Genomic DNA, 16,016 nt, shown 5'->3' with positions numbered 1-16,016 from the left:
CTTAAGCCCCTGGCTGGTCTTGGGTGCCCTGCGGACCCGGGTGGCCGAACCCGTCACGGTTCGACTGACCGGGGATGGGGGAGTACGTGCCCTGAGCGCGTGCCTCGTTCTCCCGCAGAAGGACGATATCGAAACCCTCCCGCCGGATGCGGAGGTCAACGTATAGCAGCGCGGTGACACCGGCCTGGAAGGCGAAGCCGATTGCCGTGAATACCGCTGTCACTGCCTGGACGATGAGGAGCACGGGGAGCGACTCGAGCAGCGCCGCCTCAGTTGACGCAGGCGCCGATGTGAAGGATCCGAAGCCGAAAGCCAGGAAGGATACCGGCGCCGCAACCACCTGCGTGATGATCGAGACGATGATCGAGGTGAGCACGAGGATCCCGAAGGTCCGCCACCAGTTCCCGGTGGTGAGGGTCCACGACCGGCGGAGTGCCGCTATGGGCCCGACGCCCTCAAGCATGAGCGCCGCCGGAGCCATGATCCACTTGATATTGAGCCAGACGGCAACTGCCACGGCAGCCAGCACACCGATCACGACAATGGCGATGGCGGCATCCTCCAGGGCAAGTGACAGGCCGATCAGAATCACGACGAGTACGCCAATGGAAACGGTCCAGAGAAGGAAGAGCATTGCTCCGAGCCCGATGAGCGGGAGGATTCTGCGCCCGGCGAGCTTCCATAGCTCCTTGAACCCGGTGCGCTCATCGAGGACGGCCCGGGCAATTGGAATGATCAGGACGCCCTGCAGGATGAGGACGCCCACCGAAGTCAACAGGATGAGGACCGACCCGACGGAGAGGGCTGACGCTACGAGCCCGGTGACCTCCGCCGACGAGGCAGTGATTGGATCGAAGGTAGCGAGGGACCCCGTCAGCCCGATCGTGAGCAGAACCGTAAGGACAGCGACGATCACCTGGAACAGGATGGCTGTTCCGAAGGTTGAGAGCGGGTTACGGCGGCACGCCTGGAAGGCGCCATCCAATATTTCGCCCAGGCCGAGCGGACGCAATGGAATGATTCCGGGCTTCGGCGGAGCGTGATAGCCGTGGAACTGGCCCGGCGGAGGCACAGGCCACCCGGGGTTTGCCTGACCTGCTGCCTGCCCGGCGGGCCAGGGCTGGTTCTGTCCCCACTGCGGTTGCTGCTGGTTCTGACCCCACGGTGCTGGTCCGGAAGGGGACTGCCATGGGCGGTCCTCCGGTTGTCCCTCCGGAACGTTTCCGCTCATTCCAATCCCCTTACACCCGGTGTGTTGCCGACTGCGCACTGGCAGGCGCGTTGGCCATGTATGACTCCTGAAGCCACTACACCTAGAACTATAGTTACCGGAACCGACGTTTCCGGCGTCAAACCGGAGCTGTGGACACGGCCAGGTTCCATTGTTCTTCATCGAGCCTCCTCCCAAGCACGCTTTTCGCGAACCCGCCCGCAAATCGTCCTCTAGGATGACAAAGGCAGACAGGCCGCAGGTGCGGGACGCGCGCCAATGCGACATTGGTGGGGGCAATGGGACAATATGGAATTATGAAGGCACGCATTCTGGTCATAGACGACGACGAAGCACTGGCTGAGATGATCGGCATCGTCCTGCGCAACGACGGTTTCGACCCGGTGTTTTGCGCCGATGGCGCGCAGGCGGTTGATGTCTTCAGGAGCACCAAACCTGACCTCGTGCTTTTGGACCTCATGCTCCCGGGCATCGACGGGATCGAAGTGTGCAGGCAGATCCGTAACGAATCCGACCTCCCCATAGTCATGCTTACCGCCAAATCCGACACGTCCGACGTCGTTCGCGGACTGGAGTCCGGTGCGGATGACTACGTGCCCAAGCCATTCAAGCCCGCCGAGCTGGTTGCCCGGGTTCGCGCCCGACTGCGCCCCGGCGACCAGAAAACACCCGAAACCCTGCGCATCGGCGAGGTCAGTATCGATGTGGCAGGGCACTCGGTCACGAGGGCAGGGGAGCCGATTTCCCTGACGCCGCTCGAATTCGATCTGCTCGTTGCGCTGGCACGCAAACCCTGGCAGGTCTTCACCCGCGAGCTCCTGCTGGAACAGGTCTGGGGATACCGGCACGCAGCGGACACCCGGCTCGTTAACGTCCACGTACAGCGGTTGCGCTCCAAGATCGAACGGGATCCTGAAGCCCCCGAAATCGTACTGACGGTTCGCGGCGTCGGATATAAGGCAGGACAAGCGTAAGTTGGAATGGCGTGTAAGCCGGTTCCTGAGCTCGGCGTCAACCGGCGCCGCGCGGGGGTGGGGGTGGATTCAGTCCATCATGGCGCAGACCGCGAGGCGTTGGCGTCAATCGCTGCTGTTCAGGACCGTGACCTCCACACTGGTGCTCACCGCCGTCGCGCTGGTGGCCGTTGGGGCGTTCCTCTCAAGCCAGATTGCAAACGGCCTCTACCAGGAGAGGTTTGATCAATTCAAGGCTGAGGCAAGCGCGGGCCTGAGCGAGGTTCGGGAGATTTTCGCCCAGACCTCGGTCACCGACCGCGAGTCCACCGCGCAGCTCGTCCGCGATACGCTCCCCAGTCTGGAGGGTGGTGGAGCTGACGCTCCACGCCAGTTCATGATCAATAGCGTGCCGGGCCAGGAGACACCAATCTTCGTTACTCCAACCGCCAGTACTGGATTGATCGAGTCTTCCGCTATCCCGGAAGCGCTGGCGGAAGCCGTCCAGAACGGTGACGACCAGTACTGGTCACCGATTACCCTTGCAACGTCCGCTTCGGGCACCGAGTTCGACGTGCCGGGTATCGCCTTCGGGACCAAGGTCACCCTCCCTCCTGCACAGACCGAATATTCGCTCTACCTGATCTACGACCTCTCATCCATGCAGGGCACCCTCGATTACATCCACGGGGTCACCTGGATCGGCGGAACCCTCTTGCTGGTGACCATCGGCGCGATTGTCTGGCTCGTCACAAGGAGCGTGGTCGGGCCGGTCAGCCACGCGGCGCTGGTGTCGGAGAAGCTTGCGGCCGGGCAGTTGCAGGAACGCATGGAGACGCAAGGGGAGGATGAGGTCGCGAGACTTGGCGCGTCCTTCAACCACATGGCGGCCAGCCTGCAGGATCAGATCACCCAACTGGCGCAGCTGTCTCAGATGCAGCAGCGGTTTGTGTCCGATGTTTCACATGAGCTGAGAACCCCGCTGACAACAGTTCGGATGGCCGCTGAGGTCCTGCATGACGCACGGGAAGATTTCGATCCGGTCAACCGGCGGTCGGCAGAAATTCTGTACAACCAGGTGGAACGTTTTCAATCTCTTCTTGCCGACCTCCTGGAGGTTTCGCGTTTCGATGCGGGAGTAGCTGTTTTGGAGGCTGAGCCCACTGACATCTTCGGGCTCGTCCACCACGTGATTGACGGCGCCCGTCCACTCGCCGAGAGCCACAAGTCCGACATCACGGTGATCTCGAACGAAATCAAGTGCGTTGTCGACGTCGATCCCCGCCGAATCGACCGCATCCTCCGCAACCTTGTGGTCAACGCCCTCGAACACGGCGAGGGAAGACCGATCAACATCTACATAGCCTCCAACCCGGATGCTGTTGCGGTGGCCGTTCGCGACCACGGTATAGGCATGAGTCCGCTTGACGCTGCCCGGGTATTTGACCGGTTCTGGCGCGCGGATCCCGCGCGGGCACGAACGACGGGAGGCAGCGGTCTCGGGTTGTCGATTGCCACCGAGGACGCACGGCTCCACGGTGCGTGGCTGCAGGCCTGGGGGTCTCCGGGGGAGGGTTCCTGCTTCCGTCTTACGCTGCCGAAGCGTCGGGACTCCGTGCTCAAGGTGTCACCCCTGCCCCTCCCGCCGCGGCAGGCGGCACTTCCGCCCGGCCCGGTGTCATCCGCAACGACGCCGGACGCGGTGCCGACGCTTCATGGTGCGGCAGGGAGCGAGCGGTGAGCATGCGTTCACGTCCACTGCAAGCCGTTCTGGTGATGCTCGTTCTCTCGCTGCTGACGGCCTGCTCCTCGATCCCTACGGCCGGACCGGTGGGCACGATCGAGGCAACGGCCGAGGCAGAGCCAGACGCGCGCTTCGTCAACAACCCCCCGCCTCCGCGGGAGGGCGCAGGCGCCGGTGAAATCCTCAACGGTTTCCTCGTGGCGGGTATCGGCGTTTCGGACAACTACAGCGTAGCCCGCTCCTACCTCACCGAATCAATGGCGCAGACGTGGGAGCCCGAAGAAGAAATCACCATCTACCGCTCTGATTACAAGATCAGCTCGACTCCGACGGAGGGACAGCTGCAGCTTCAGGTGGAGGTTGCGGGCTACATCGACGCCGCGGGCATCCGACGGAACGTAGGCCCGGGCACTACGGAATCCATGACGGTTCAGATGGAGCAGGTCCAGGGCCAGTGGCGCGTAGCGGAGATTCCGAGCGGCATCATGATCTCCACTGCGGATGCGGCGAACCTCCTGCAATCGCACGAGCTCTACTTCTATAGCAGCAGTTATCAGTACTGGGTTCCCGACGTTCGCTGGTTCGTCAACCGGCAGGGGATTGCCACGAATATCGTTACGGCTCTCATCAATGGCCCTGCCCCCTATCTCCAGGGTGCTGTGACCAGCGCCTTCCCTGAGAACGCCGCCCTCGCCGTCGAATCCGTTCCGATCGAATCCGGCACGGCGACCATCGACTTCACGCAGGACATCCTTACCGCAACGGACAACCTGCGCCGTCAGCAGATGGAACAGCAGCTGAGGGTCACAATGACCGGACTCAACACAGTGAACTCGGTTGAGCTGCGTGCCGGTCAACCGATTCCCTTCGAACGGGACCCTGATCTGGTGCTTCCTAAATTGGACCCGGCCGTTCCGAGCAGACAGATCGTCATCAGCGAAAATGAGTTGGCCTTTTTCGAGGGTGGTCAGCTGACGCCGGTCAATGATGTGCCGTCCGTTGCCGGATTCGATCCGGTCGATCCCGCGATGTCCTACGACGGCAAGAACTATGCGTTCCTCAATGATGAACGGACCGAGCTGATGGCCACGGGCGAGGGTCAGACTGTCCGGACGATCACGGTCGGATCGAACCTCACAGCTCCAAGTTATGACCCTGCAAACTGGATCTGGACGGCCGGGACGGCCGACGGGCGCTCCTATATTCGGGCGGTGCCGCCAGGCGGAGGCGCGAACAACGCTATCGAGGTTCTGGCACCCTGGCTGGGAAACCGGACAATCAGCGAGATCCGTATCTCGCGCGACGGTGCGCGGGCCCTCATCGTTGCCCAGCAGTCAGGACAAAGCCAATTGCTGCTCTCCGGTGTGAGTCGGAGCGAGGACGGAGTGCCTCAGACGTTAAGCGACCCGATATCGCTCAACCCAACGGGTGCCATTGACACAGCGAAGTGGGTGACTGAGACCTCGGTTGTCGTTGCGGATACTTCGAGCGAGGATTCGGTTATTGCCACACTCATCCCGTTCTCCGCGGGGGCAGACGAATTCTCGCCTCTCGAGGGCCTGCAGCACTTGAGCGCCGGCACGGGCCGCACCAATGTGTTTGCCCAAATGGGAAACAGCATCTTCGGCGTTGTGGGCAATAGTTGGACGGATCAGGGCGTCACTGCCCGGGACCCGGCTTTCGCCGGATAGCAGCAACTCCGGCCGGTTTTCCACATTCCGGGCTCAGTGCAGCCCGGTCGCCTTTAGTCGTGACAGCGTGGAGCAATGTGGTGGAAAAACTTTTTGCGAAGTCTGGATAGTGCCCGGCTGCACCCATCCTGGAATCAGACTGGTGTTGCGCTGCAGGAATTCTGGTCCCTGATCTTCCCGACAGAGTGTGTGGTGTGTGAGCGCGCTGACACCTCCCTCTGCGCCGACTGCGCAGCGGTTCTGAGACGCGCAACGGTGCGGCCTTTCCGGGCGGAGCAAGGCGCGGAGGGCCTGCCGGAATCCGAAGGGTCACGGACGGCGGCCGCAGCGGGCGGGGCTGAAGCATTCACACCGCTTCCCGTCCTTGCGGCCGGGCAGTACGCCAAGGCGGTGTCCGCGGCACTCCTTGCGTTCAAGAATCATGGTCACACGGATATTGCCCGGTGGCTGCAGGCCGCCCTGGCCGGAGCACTGCATGAGGCCAGATGGACACTCTGTCCAAACTCGCCGGAGGTGCTGCTGGTTCCGGTCCCTGGCCGGGGAGCGTCAATCAGGCGCCGCGGCTACGACCCGCTGACCCTTCTGCTCGGTGGACTGGCCAGGCGCAGTGAGCTTCCCGCAGGAGCAACCATCGCGCCCGCAGTACGCCTTGGCAAGCGCCCGGCACCACTGTTGATGCTGGCCTCAGGCGGTTTGTCACAGAAAGCCCTCGGCAGGCGGGGTAGACGGAAGAACCTCGTCGGCAGTATGGAAGCTGCACCGGGAATCCGGAACATCGGTATCACGCGGCCATGCCTCATCGTGGACGATGTTCTGACAACAGGGGCAACCATCGCTGAAACCGCGCGCGTCCTGCGCGCGTCGGGAGCGGTGGTGGCAGGCGCCGTCGTCGTCGCCGCCACGCCGGCACCAAGCGGCAAAGAGGGAACGACGACGACGGTCCTCCCAGTGAGCCTGAAGGTTGCTTACAGCGAACCCACCGAAAAAAACCGGCGGGTAGGGGTGAATTCAAACAACGGGTGAACTACCGTGAAGTATGGGTATCACAACGAAGACAGTTACCCGTCGACAGCGGCTGGAAGGAGCGGATCCTCGGCCGCTGTTGTGTCACCTGAGCGATTTTGGAGGGCACTATGGAATTCATGATCAACGGACGAAACCTTGCTGTTTCTGACCGGTTCCGGGAATACGCGGAAGAAAAGATCGACAAAATCGAACAACTGGGGGACAAGGTCCAAAGGCTGGACGCGAAGGTAACGAAGGAGCCCAACGCACGCCAGGCAGACAGCGCACTCACCGTTGAGCTCACAGTGATGCAGAAGGGTCCCGTCATCCGGGCGGAAGCTTCGGCCGCGGACAAGTTCGCGGCATTCGACCTGGCCTACAGCAAGCTGCTGGAGCGGCTACGCAGGGCCAGGGACCGGCGCAAGGTGCACCATGGAAGGCACACACCCGTCGCGGTCCGGGAAGCGACTGCCACGCTCGAACCCGCGGGGACGGAGCCGATTTACGCAGCTTCCAATCACACGGGCAGCGCCGGCGCGCAAGCGACTGATCAGACCGGGTATGACGCCGAGAGCGACATCCCGGCCGGGGATTCGCCGGTGTTGATCCGCCGCAAGGTTTTCTCGGGAATTCCGATGAGCCTCGATGACGCGGTCGACAATATGGAGCTTGTCGGTCACGCTTTCTATCTGTTCGTGGATTCACAGACCGGGGCGCCTTCGGTCGTTTATCGTCGCCAGGGCTGGACCTACGGGGTCATCACGCTCGACTCGAAGTGCGCAGACGGGCCCGAAGACCCGCATGAGGAACTAGTCGCGTACCGCTCACGCGAGTCGGCAACCGCCTAGCTCCCGGGTCGGGAATCTACGATCGAGCAATGACCTCCTCCCTGACTCTCCTCCAGGCACGTCGGATCGCACTGGAGGCGCAGGGGCTGGCACGGGAACGGCCCACTAAAACCCCGGGAACGCGGGAGGTGGGCCGTATCCTTGCCCAACTGCAACTTCTGCAGATCGACTCCGTGAATGTTCTCTCGCGCAGCCACTATCTGCCACTGTTTGCGAGGCTGGGCTCCTACGACCGCACGCTGCTTGACCGGCTCTCATCCCGCGCGCCCCGGCGCCTGGTGGAGTACTGGGCACACGAGGCCAGTCTCGTCCTCCCTGAACTTTTCCCCTACCTCGTCAGCACCCAGAGCCGGAAGTGGGCGAGTGCGTCGTCGATGCCCACTGATGTGCGGGAGGTCCTCAGCAGCCGCATCCTGGAGTTGCTGAGCATCAGTCGGCCGCTGACTGCGGGCGAGGTGCAGGATCGGATCGGCCATGCCGAACAGAGGACATCGGACCAGTGGGGTTGGAACTGGAGCTCAGCGAAGAGGGTGCTTGAGGACCTCTTCCAGCATGGGCTCGTCTCGTCGGCGGGAAGGACCGCGCAGTTCGAGCGGCGATACACACTGACCGGGAAGGTTCTGCCAGATCCGGCTCTTGCCGACCTGGAAGTCCCTACTGCCGACGCCTACCTTCACCTGACTGAGCGTGCAGCCCGCGCACTCGGTATCGGTACCATCCGCTGCCTGGCGGATTATTTTCGCATTCCCGCGAAGGCGGCAACGGCGGCCGTCCATGTCCTGGTCCAGCGGGGCACACTCATTCCCGTATCAATTGCGTCATGGAAGCAGCCCGCCTACCGCTATGCGGGATCTGTTCTTCCGCGCGCTGCCACCGGAAGGGCGTTGCTGAGCCCCTTCGACTCAGTCGTCTTCGAACGGCGGAGACTTGAGTCGCTGTTTGGCTTCCACTACCGCATCGAGATCTACACGCCTGCCCATAAGCGAATTTATGGCTACTATGTGTTGCCATTCCTTCTTCGCGACTGCATGGCGGCACGGGTGGACCTCAAGGCGGACCGGGCGCAAGGGCGGCTGCTGGTGAGGGCGGCGCATGGTGAACCTTCGATGCCCGCCGACACCGCCGTCGAACTTGCGGCGGAACTTGTTCTCATGGCCGGCTGGCTGGGACTGGACCGGGTGATCGTGGAACCGCGAGGTAACCTGTCGGCTCAGCTGGCCGCACAGCTGGCCGAGGAATACGGCGGGGAACTGAATCGAGGGACGGTGCGTCTCTCACGTAGACTGAATCCGCCAGGAAACGGCGTACCTAGATTGGGAGCAAAAACCAGTGCCATCACTTCTTGAACGAGTCCTTCGTACCGGCGATAAGAAGACACTGAAGCAACTCCGCAACTACGCCGACGCGATCAATGTACTTGAAGACGAGTTCCGTGCCCTCAGCGACGAGGAACTGCGCGGGGAGACCGACAAGCTGAAGAAGCGCTATGAGGACGGCGAGACCCTTGAGGCGCTCCTGCCGGAAGCATTCGCGGCAGTGCGGGAAGCGGCCGGACGCACCCTGGGGCTCCGTCACTTCGACGTTCAGCTGATGGGAGGCGCTGCGCTCCATCTGGGAAACATTGCCGAGATGAAAACCGGTGAAGGAAAGACCCTCGTCGCCACCGCGCCCGCGTACCTCAACGCTCTCACCGGCAAAGGCGTCCACATCGTCACCACGAACGACTACCTGGCCGAGTACCAGTCCGACCTCATGGGCCGCGTTTTCCGTTTCCTCGGATTGAGCTGCGGCTGCATCCTGTCCAAGCAGGACCCCGCCACACGGCGGGCGCAGTACGCATCGGACATCACCTATGGCACAAACAATGAGTTCGGCTTCGACTACCTTCGCGACAACATGGCCTGGAGCGCCGGCGAACTGGTCCAGCGTGGACACAATTTCGCCATCGTGGATGAGGTTGACTCGATCCTGATCGATGAGGCCCGAACGCCGCTAATTATCTCCGGGCAGGCATCCGGTGATGTGAACCGCTGGTACACCGAATTCTCCAAGGTGGTCACCCGCCTCACACTGGATACAGACTATGAAGTTGACGAGAAGAAGCGCACCGTTGGTGTTCTTGAGAGCGGGATTGAGAAGGTTGAGGACTACCTCGGCATCCAGAACCTCTACGAATCCGCGAACACTCCCCTGATCGGCTTCCTGAACAACGCAATCAAGGCGAAGGAACTCTTCAAGCGGGACAAAGACTACGTCGTCCTGAACGGCGAGGTCATGATTGTCGATGAGCACACGGGCCGGATGCTCGCCGGTCGGCGTTACAACGAGGGAATGCACCAGGCGATCGAGGCCAAGGAAGGCGTCGAGATCAAAGCAGAGAACCAGACTCTCGCCACGGTGACCCTGCAGAACTACTTCCGCCTGTACGACAAGCTGTCCGGCATGACCGGCACTGCGGAAACAGAAGCGGCCGAATTCATGGGGACGTACAAGCTGGGTGTCGTCCCAATTCCCACCAACCGGTCGATGGTTCGGGAGGACCGCTCGGACCTCATTTACAAGAATGAGATTGCCAAGTTCGATGCCGTCGTCAAGGACATTGCGGAGCGGCATGAAAAGGGTCAGCCGGTGCTGGTCGGTACAACATCGGTTGAGAAGAGTGAGTACCTGTCCAAGCAACTCGCAAAGGCGGGCATCCGCCACGAGGTACTAAACGCAAAGAACCATGCCCGTGAGGCCTCGATCGTTGCGCAGGCGGGACGCAAGGCTGCGGTCACGGTAGCAACCAATATGGCCGGCCGTGGCACGGACATCATGCTCGGTGGAAATGCCGAGTTCAATGCAGTGGCCGCAATGGAGAAGAAGGGTCTTCATCCGGCGGAGAATCCAGAGGAATACGAGGCCGAATGGCCGAACGCGCTCGCTGCGGCAAAGGAAGCAGTGGAGGCGGAGCAGGAGGATGTCCGGGATCTCGGCGGGCTGTACGTGCTCGGAACCGAACGGCACGAATCCCGGCGCATCGACAACCAGTTGAGAGGCCGTTCCGGTCGCCAGGGCGACCCCGGAGCTTCCCGCTTCTACCTGTCCCTCACCGACGATCTGATGCGCTTGTTCAACTCCGGTGCAGCGGAGCGCATCATGAACAGTTCGTCGATGCCCGATGATGTCGCGCTGGAATCAAAGATGGTATCCAAGGCGATCGAGAGTGCTCAAGGCCAGGTTGAGGGCCGCAACGCGGAGCAGCGGAAGAACGTCCTGAAGTACGACGACGTGCTGAACAGGCAGCGCGCAGCGATCTACGGTGACCGCCGGCGCATCCTTGAGGGCGACGACCTGCATGAAAAGGTCGAGCACTTCCTGGAAGACGTCGTCACGGCGATGGTGGACGAGGCGACCGCACAGGGCCACGGCGATGATTGGGACTATGAACTGCTCTGGACCAACCTCAAGACGCTCTATCCGATCAGTCTCACGATCGACGAGGTAGTCGAGGAGGCAGGCAGCAAGTCGAAGATTACCCGTGACTTCCTCCACGCCGAGATTCTGTCGGATGCGAAGGTCGCCTACAAGCAGCGTGAAGAGGCTCTCGGCGAGAAGTCCATGCGGGAGCTGGAGCGCCGCGTCGTCCTGTCGGTCATCGGCAGGAAATGGCAGGAACATCTCTACGAGATGGATTACCTGAAGGAAGGTATCGGTCTGCGTGCCATGGCACAGCGCGATCCGCTCGTTGAGTACCAACGTGAGGGTTTCGTGTTGTTCCAGGCGATGATGGAAGCTATTCGCGAGGAGAGCATCGGCTACATCTTCAACCTTGAAGTTGAGGTAGCGCCAGCGCAGCAATCGGGGCTTCCTGGTGTTGCAGATGGCCGGGGACTGGTTGATACCCCGACTATCAAGGCTGCTGGTCTTGAGGAACCCGAGCGCCCGGCCAGCCTGGCGTTCACGGCACCCAACGCACAGGGTGGGGTGGAGACCCGGGTTGAGCGGCGGCGCAGCGAGTCTGATGACGAGGCCGCGAAGGGCAGCCGGGCAGAGCAGCGCGCTGCCGCCAAGCGCCGCCGTAAGTAGCCGTTCGAAAGCACTGCCCGAACGGCGGCGTCATCCGATCTGAAGCTCGGTGACGCGCCACTGGCCGCGCCAGCGCTCGATTCTCAGTGCGATTGCCCGTGCGCGTTTTTGCTCCGCCGCCACAACTGACACTTCAAAGATGGACGAAGTAATGGGGCAAATGCGCACGCTCCGAATGAGTACATTGCGGTGGAGGCGTGGGGTGCTGCTACCGGGACTTCCGCCGGGCGCTGGCCCTCGTGTTTGTTCGATGCTGCGAACCAAATTGGAGCGTAGCTGCAAGCGCTCGTAGCTACGTCCGTCGAGCAGCCTGGCCATCTGCTGGAGGGGCCTCGTTCCACCAAGGACCTCGAGCGCGCCCCGGGCGACTTTTCTTGCCACGGCCTCGAGCTCTTCGGGGATTACCGGTTCGGGGCTTGGCATGGGCGCCGGCGGCAGGGGAAGCGGATGCACCGTCGCGTGATCTTCCCGGCGTGTGGCCACCGGGTCGCGGAGCAGAAGCGGTCGTGGTGCGCCGCTTGCGTTCGCCAGGGACGCGATGTCGGCGGTGGTGGGTAGGTGGGAGATGGCGCTCACGTGGATTCCTCGCTTCATTTCGATGCCGATGATGTACCCGTTGGCGGATGAAGTATCTGTCCGGGCTGGAGCAATTCGGGATTGTCTCCGACGACGTCCCTGTTCGCCGCGAACCATTGCGGCCAGAGCTCGGCTATTTTCGCGTCTGATGCTGCCGGACCCAGCTGCCGCGCAGCGAGTGTCCATAGAGAGTCACCTGGCTGCACCACTATCTCCGTCTGTGCCGCGTCAGGCGCAGACACACTGTCACGGGGGTCTTTGACCAGCAGGCCTCCGGCGGGCGGTGGTGCGCTTGGACGCCAGGAAGGGTCGAGCACTTGCGGTGCCTCGATCGGTACCCATTGCGGGTTGAGACTGGAGGCTTCCTCCGCAGCGTGAACCTGCTGGGCGGCGGAGGACAACGGAGCTATGGCCGTACCGGCGTGCGCGGATGGTGACGCGATGAGGTTAACACCCAAAGCCAGGCAAGCCGCCCGACGCATGAAGGTGGGAGCAAGAGAGCCGATCCGTAGTGCGGCTTCCGGACGGCCTCGCCGACGAAGCAATTCCGCCAGGATGGCGAAGCAAAAGCTGAGACCCCACCACGCCAGGACCAGCGTTCCAAGGCCGGCGACTCCCGTCCCGACCATCGTCGCCAATCCACTGCCTGTAGCAGAGAACCCCTGGCCGTCCACCAGCACCTTCCCTCCGAAAGCCAAGGCGCCGCCGAGCAGCAGAATGGCAAAGGCTGATCCCGTTTCCGTCCGGGTAGATTCCATCTCAACTCCGTTTAAGATTATTTAATGCAGTTTGCTGCGTTTGACACCACTTGTCTATCTTGAATCAAGTTGAATGTCCACTGGTTGACCAAATGATTCGGCCGACCATAGGCTGGCCGGATGCGCTGGACGGCACTTTTCGACGACATGGAGGCACAGTTCGACGCGGCCAGGCGGGCGGCGGGTGATGCTGAAGTAGCGGACCGGGTTCGGCGTGAACAGGGTACGGTGACCCTCGTTGACCGCGTCCGTGGTCAGATTGGTTTCGTTCTTCGGGTGGAAACGTCCGGTGGGGAAAATTTCGAAGGGGAGTTGACCCATGTGGGATCGGAGTGGCTCGTCCTGAGTAAAGCCTCAGCGGAGGTGATCGTTCCGCTGGCCGCCATCCGCCTTGTCGAGGGCCTGGGCCGCAACGTCGCAGGAGAGAGTTCGCGCGTCAGGGAAGGGCTCGGGCTTGGATCCGCCCTTCGAACCCTCGCGAGAGACCGCGCCGCCGTCATTGTGCACCGGGTTGAGGGCAGCGCACGGATAGAGGGAATCATTGACCGAGTGGGCAAGGACTTCATGGAGATTGCGGCGGTGTTGCCCGGTGAGCTGCGGCGATCGGCGCGCGTGTCTGCCGTCTACGCCGTTCCCTTTGCGGGAATTGCTGCGGTCTCCTCGGGTTGACTGAGGGCGGTGCCTTCCAGCCACCGCCCTCAGTCAACGTCGAAGCAGGTTTTCTAGATATCCTGCTCGACGTGCACGCCGTCCTTCACGCTTGCCGCCGTTCTCTGGTAAGCGCGTGCGATGTAGTCCTCGAGTACTTGAGTTTCAACGCGCCATTGTCCGCGGCCGCCGACCTGGATTGCCGGAAGCTCACCGGAGCGCACCAGCGCGTATGTCTGCGACGAGGAGATATTGAGCACCTCGCCTACATCGGCCAGTGTCATGAATCGTTTCTGTGCCACGAAAGCCGCCTTTCCCTTCGTTCCACGTAAGAAACCCCGCTGTTCTATCTTGCCATCCCGGAGCACCTTGGATGTCGATATCCACAGTTTGGAGCCGATTCGTCCGCTTGGTTTCCATTTGCCCGGGCACTGCAACAGAATTACTTCTGGCGCTACTCTCTCGGCGTGTTGTGCAGATGATGATCAAGAGCGGGGAACAGGGGAACTACACGTGAGTCTCAAGCTAGATAACCCGGTGAGCGCAGGTGCGCCGGCCCGACTGCGGAAGCCGTCCTGGAAAGACCCACGCCTTCTCGTCGGCATATTGCTGGTGTGTGTATCGATCGTCGGCGTGATCGGACTCGTCGAAAGCGCAAACAAAACTGTCGGAGTCTACGCCGCGCGAGGGGACCTGCCGGTTGGCTCGGAGCTCACCGAAGAAGACTTCCGCATTGTGCCGGTGCGGTTGGGGGAGGTCGAGGGCTCCTACAGGGCAGTCAGTGAAGGCCTCCCGGAGAACGCAGTTGCCCTGAGGCTGATTTCTGCAGGGGAATTGCTTCCTGCCTCCGGCGTAGGAGCGCCTGATTCCCTGGACCGTAAACCTGTGGGTCTGACCATCGAAGACCCACTGCCCGCCGGAACCGCCACTGGGGACCGTGTGGATGTCTGGGTGTCACCGCGGGGCGAGGGCAACAGCTTCGGCGCTCCGGAGCTGCTGCTTGAGGGTGCCGAAATTTATGATTATGCCGAGGAAGATTCCGCGCTCGGCGCGACCTCCTCTGCCCGGGTTTTTGTGCTGGTCAATGACGAGACCCTTCCCGCGCTCCTCGATGCACTGTCCAACGAGGCGAGGATCGCCGTCGTCGTCAACGCCGGTGCGCAGTGAGTATCCCCGTAGTAACCGTCGGGCGTTCAGCCAGCGACTGCGTGCCCGGTCTGGAACAGCTTCGCGGCCCAGTCACGGTGGTTCGGCGCTGCGCTGAATTCGCAGAAATGATTGCGGCCTGCCAGACGGGGATTGCGCGCGCCGCAATCATCACCTTCGATGCAGACGAACTCACGGCCTCCCTGGTGGAACGCCTGCGCACTGCCGATGTAGCCGTCGTTGCACTGACCGACGACGAGGACGCAAGGGAGCGGCTGCGTGCGCTCGAGATACGGCATATGCCCAACTCTGTGGACTCGGGTGCCCTGGCAGACGAGGTCGCCGCAGCCGTTGCGGATCTTGAACAACAGCGCAGGGAAAGCTCAATCGGCGCCTTCGCGGATACTTCCCGCGCACTCGCGCCCACAGCGCCTTCCCCGACGGAAGGAGTCGAGCCCGGCGGGAAGGGCGTCGTGCTCGCTGCGTGGGGTCCAACCGGCGCTCCAGGCCGCACGACGGTAGCCGTCAATGTCGCATCCGAACTGGTTGCAACGGGCTCCCGCGTCCTGCTTGTCGACGCCGACACCTACGGGGCGAGCGTTGCTGCATTCCTGGGACTGCTGGAAGAATCGTCGGGGATTGCCCAAGCGTGCCGCCTCGCAGACCAGGGCTCCCTCAACACAACGGCGCTGGAGCGAATCTGTACAAAAGTGGCTCTCGACGGGCACCCGCTACTCGTCCTGACCGGTGTTACCCGCGCCGACCGGTGGGCGGAAGTGAGACCGTCCGCGCTCACCCATGTCCTGGCACTTGCACGTTCGATGTTCGACTTCATAGTTGTTGACTGCGGCTTTGGTCTTGAAGCGGACGAGGAGTTGAGCTTTGACACCCTGGCCCCACGACGGAACGGGGCCACGCTGCGGTGCCTTGAGTTGGCGGACGAAGTGTATGCAATCGGTTCCGCTGATTCGGTCGGGGTGCCTCGCCTCGTGCGGGCGCTGACGGAACTCGAGGAAGTGGTGCCCACAGCCACACCAAGGGTTGTGCTCAACAAAGTGAGGGCAGCGTCGGTGGGCCGTTCGCCCGAGCGCCAGCTTCGCGAGGCGTGGGACCGGTTCGGTCCGTCCGTGCCCATCTCAGCTTTCCTGCCCGCTGACTTCGCGGCTGCTGATGACGCGCTCCTCAAGGGCTCGACACTGCGCGAAGCCTCCACTGCTTCACCACTTCGCCAGGCGATTGCCTCACTGGTCGATGCACCGATTGAACAACGCAGGCGGGGCTCTTCTAGGCCAACCTCCAACGAAATGAAGTTTTCCAGCAACGGCGTTAGGCTTCCACAGTAAGGGGG

At 62.2% G+C, this 16,016-nt stretch carries 14 protein-coding genes; 10 read left to right on the top strand and 4 right to left on the bottom strand.

Features of this window, described 5'->3' with window-relative positions; all coding sequences use genetic code 11:
- Window position 1: 1 nt before the first annotated feature.
- Window positions 2-1,231 carry a DUF7847 domain-containing protein gene (locus JOD47_RS01605; RefSeq protein WP_204531340.1) on the bottom strand — a complete coding sequence of 410 codons (1,230 nt, stop codon included), beginning with the start codon at window positions 1,229-1,231 and terminating at the stop codon, window positions 2-4.
- Between the two features lie 296 nt (window positions 1,232-1,527).
- Between JOD47_RS01605 and mtrA the strand changes: the two genes are divergently transcribed.
- The 7 genes from mtrA (at window position 1,528) to secA (ending at window position 11,540) form a co-directional block, all read left to right on the top strand.
- Window positions 1,528-2,205, top strand: coding sequence for an MtrAB system response regulator MtrA (gene mtrA / locus JOD47_RS01600; RefSeq protein WP_204531339.1), 678 nt, complete (start codon window positions 1,528-1,530; stop codon window positions 2,203-2,205).
- Between the two features lie 127 nt (window positions 2,206-2,332).
- A complete protein-coding gene (gene mtrB / locus JOD47_RS01595; protein WP_372432778.1) occupies window positions 2,333-3,925 on the top strand; it encodes an MtrAB system histidine kinase MtrB in 1,593 nt (530 codons plus the stop codon).
- A gap of 2 nt (window positions 3,926-3,927) precedes the next feature.
- Complete coding sequence (locus JOD47_RS01590; protein WP_204531336.1) at window positions 3,928-5,619, top strand: LpqB family beta-propeller domain-containing protein; 1,692 nt, start codon at window positions 3,928-3,930, stop codon at window positions 5,617-5,619.
- A gap of 75 nt (window positions 5,620-5,694) precedes the next feature.
- Window positions 5,695-6,642: a ComF family protein gene (locus JOD47_RS01585; protein WP_204531335.1), complete on the top strand. Its 948-nt coding sequence runs from the start codon at window positions 5,695-5,697 to the stop codon at window positions 6,640-6,642.
- A 110-nt stretch (window positions 6,643-6,752) separates the two neighbouring features.
- A complete protein-coding gene (hpf, locus tag JOD47_RS01580; RefSeq protein ID WP_204531334.1) occupies window positions 6,753-7,472 on the top strand; it encodes a ribosome hibernation-promoting factor, HPF/YfiA family in 720 nt (239 codons plus the stop codon).
- Between the two features lie 29 nt (window positions 7,473-7,501).
- A complete protein-coding gene (locus JOD47_RS01575) occupies window positions 7,502-8,818 on the top strand; it encodes a winged helix-turn-helix domain-containing protein (RefSeq protein WP_204531333.1) in 1,317 nt (438 codons plus the stop codon).
- Window positions 8,802-11,540 (top strand): preprotein translocase subunit SecA, encoded by a 2,739-nt coding sequence (gene secA, locus JOD47_RS01570; RefSeq protein ID WP_204531332.1) that lies wholly within the window; start codon window positions 8,802-8,804, stop codon window positions 11,538-11,540. The genes JOD47_RS01575 and secA overlap by 17 nt, the downstream gene beginning before the upstream one ends.
- A 30-nt stretch (window positions 11,541-11,570) precedes the next feature.
- Here the strand turns inward: secA and JOD47_RS01565 are convergent, their stop codons facing one another.
- Both JOD47_RS01565 and JOD47_RS01560 read right to left on the bottom strand, forming a co-directional pair.
- The gene (locus JOD47_RS01565; protein WP_307836169.1) at window positions 11,571-12,116 is read right to left on the bottom strand and encodes an Rv3235 family protein; all 546 of its coding nucleotides are present in this window, start codon (window positions 12,114-12,116) and stop codon (window positions 11,571-11,573) included.
- Between the two features lie 14 nt (window positions 12,117-12,130).
- Window positions 12,131-12,874, bottom strand: a complete 744-nt coding sequence (locus tag JOD47_RS01560) for a LysM peptidoglycan-binding domain-containing protein (RefSeq protein WP_204531331.1) — start codon at window positions 12,872-12,874, stop codon at window positions 12,131-12,133.
- 120 nt (window positions 12,875-12,994) lie between these two features.
- Between JOD47_RS01560 and JOD47_RS01555 the strand changes: the two genes are divergently transcribed.
- Window positions 12,995-13,543, top strand: a complete 549-nt coding sequence (locus JOD47_RS01555; RefSeq protein WP_204531330.1) for a hypothetical protein — start codon at window positions 12,995-12,997, stop codon at window positions 13,541-13,543.
- Between the two features lie 53 nt (window positions 13,544-13,596).
- Here the strand turns inward: JOD47_RS01555 and JOD47_RS01550 are convergent, their stop codons facing one another.
- Window positions 13,597-13,824 carry a helix-turn-helix domain-containing protein gene (locus JOD47_RS01550; protein ID WP_307836168.1) on the bottom strand — a complete coding sequence of 76 codons (228 nt, stop codon included), beginning with the start codon at window positions 13,822-13,824 and terminating at the stop codon, window positions 13,597-13,599.
- Between the two features lie 211 nt (window positions 13,825-14,035).
- On the opposite strand from JOD47_RS01550, the gene JOD47_RS01545 reads away from it, so the two are divergent.
- Together JOD47_RS01545 and JOD47_RS01540 are read left to right on the top strand one after the other, a co-directional pair.
- Complete coding sequence (locus tag JOD47_RS01545; protein WP_307836167.1) at window positions 14,036-14,689, top strand: CpaB family protein; 654 nt, start codon at window positions 14,036-14,038, stop codon at window positions 14,687-14,689.
- On the top strand, window positions 14,686-16,011 hold the full coding sequence (locus JOD47_RS01540; RefSeq protein ID WP_204531329.1) for a CpaE/TadZ family protein: 1,326 nt from the start codon (window positions 14,686-14,688) through the stop codon (window positions 16,009-16,011). Before JOD47_RS01545 ends, JOD47_RS01540 begins: the two co-directional genes overlap by 4 nt.
- Window positions 16,012-16,016: the final 5 nt, after the last annotated feature.

The sequence above is a fragment of the Arthrobacter tumbae genome, assembly GCF_016907495.1.
In the GTDB taxonomy this organism is placed as follows: Bacteria; Actinomycetota; Actinomycetes; order Actinomycetales; family Micrococcaceae; genus Arthrobacter_D; species Arthrobacter_D tumbae.
Note: the sequence above shows the minus strand (reverse complement) of the source record. Positions and strands in the feature narration are given on the sequence as shown.

Coding starts and splice junctions, on each gene's coding strand:
- JOD47_RS01585 (WP_204531335.1), top strand. CDS start 5,695: ATGTGGTGGAAAAACTTTTTGCGAAGTCTGGATAGTGCCCGGCTGCAC.
- JOD47_RS01605 (WP_204531340.1), bottom strand. CDS start 1,231: ATGAGCGGAAACGTTCCGGAGGGACAACCGGAGGACCGCCCATGGCAG.
- JOD47_RS01560 (WP_204531331.1), bottom strand. CDS start 12,874: ATGGAATCTACCCGGACGGAAACGGGATCAGCCTTTGCCATTCTGCTG.
- JOD47_RS01590 (WP_204531336.1), top strand. CDS start 3,928: ATGCGTTCACGTCCACTGCAAGCCGTTCTGGTGATGCTCGTTCTCTCG.
- hpf (WP_204531334.1), top strand. CDS start 6,753: ATGGAATTCATGATCAACGGACGAAACCTTGCTGTTTCTGACCGGTTC.
- JOD47_RS01555 (WP_204531330.1), top strand. CDS start 12,995: ATGCGCTGGACGGCACTTTTCGACGACATGGAGGCACAGTTCGACGCG.
- JOD47_RS01575 (WP_204531333.1), top strand. CDS start 7,502: ATGACCTCCTCCCTGACTCTCCTCCAGGCACGTCGGATCGCACTGGAG.
- mtrA (WP_204531339.1), top strand. CDS start 1,528: ATGAAGGCACGCATTCTGGTCATAGACGACGACGAAGCACTGGCTGAG.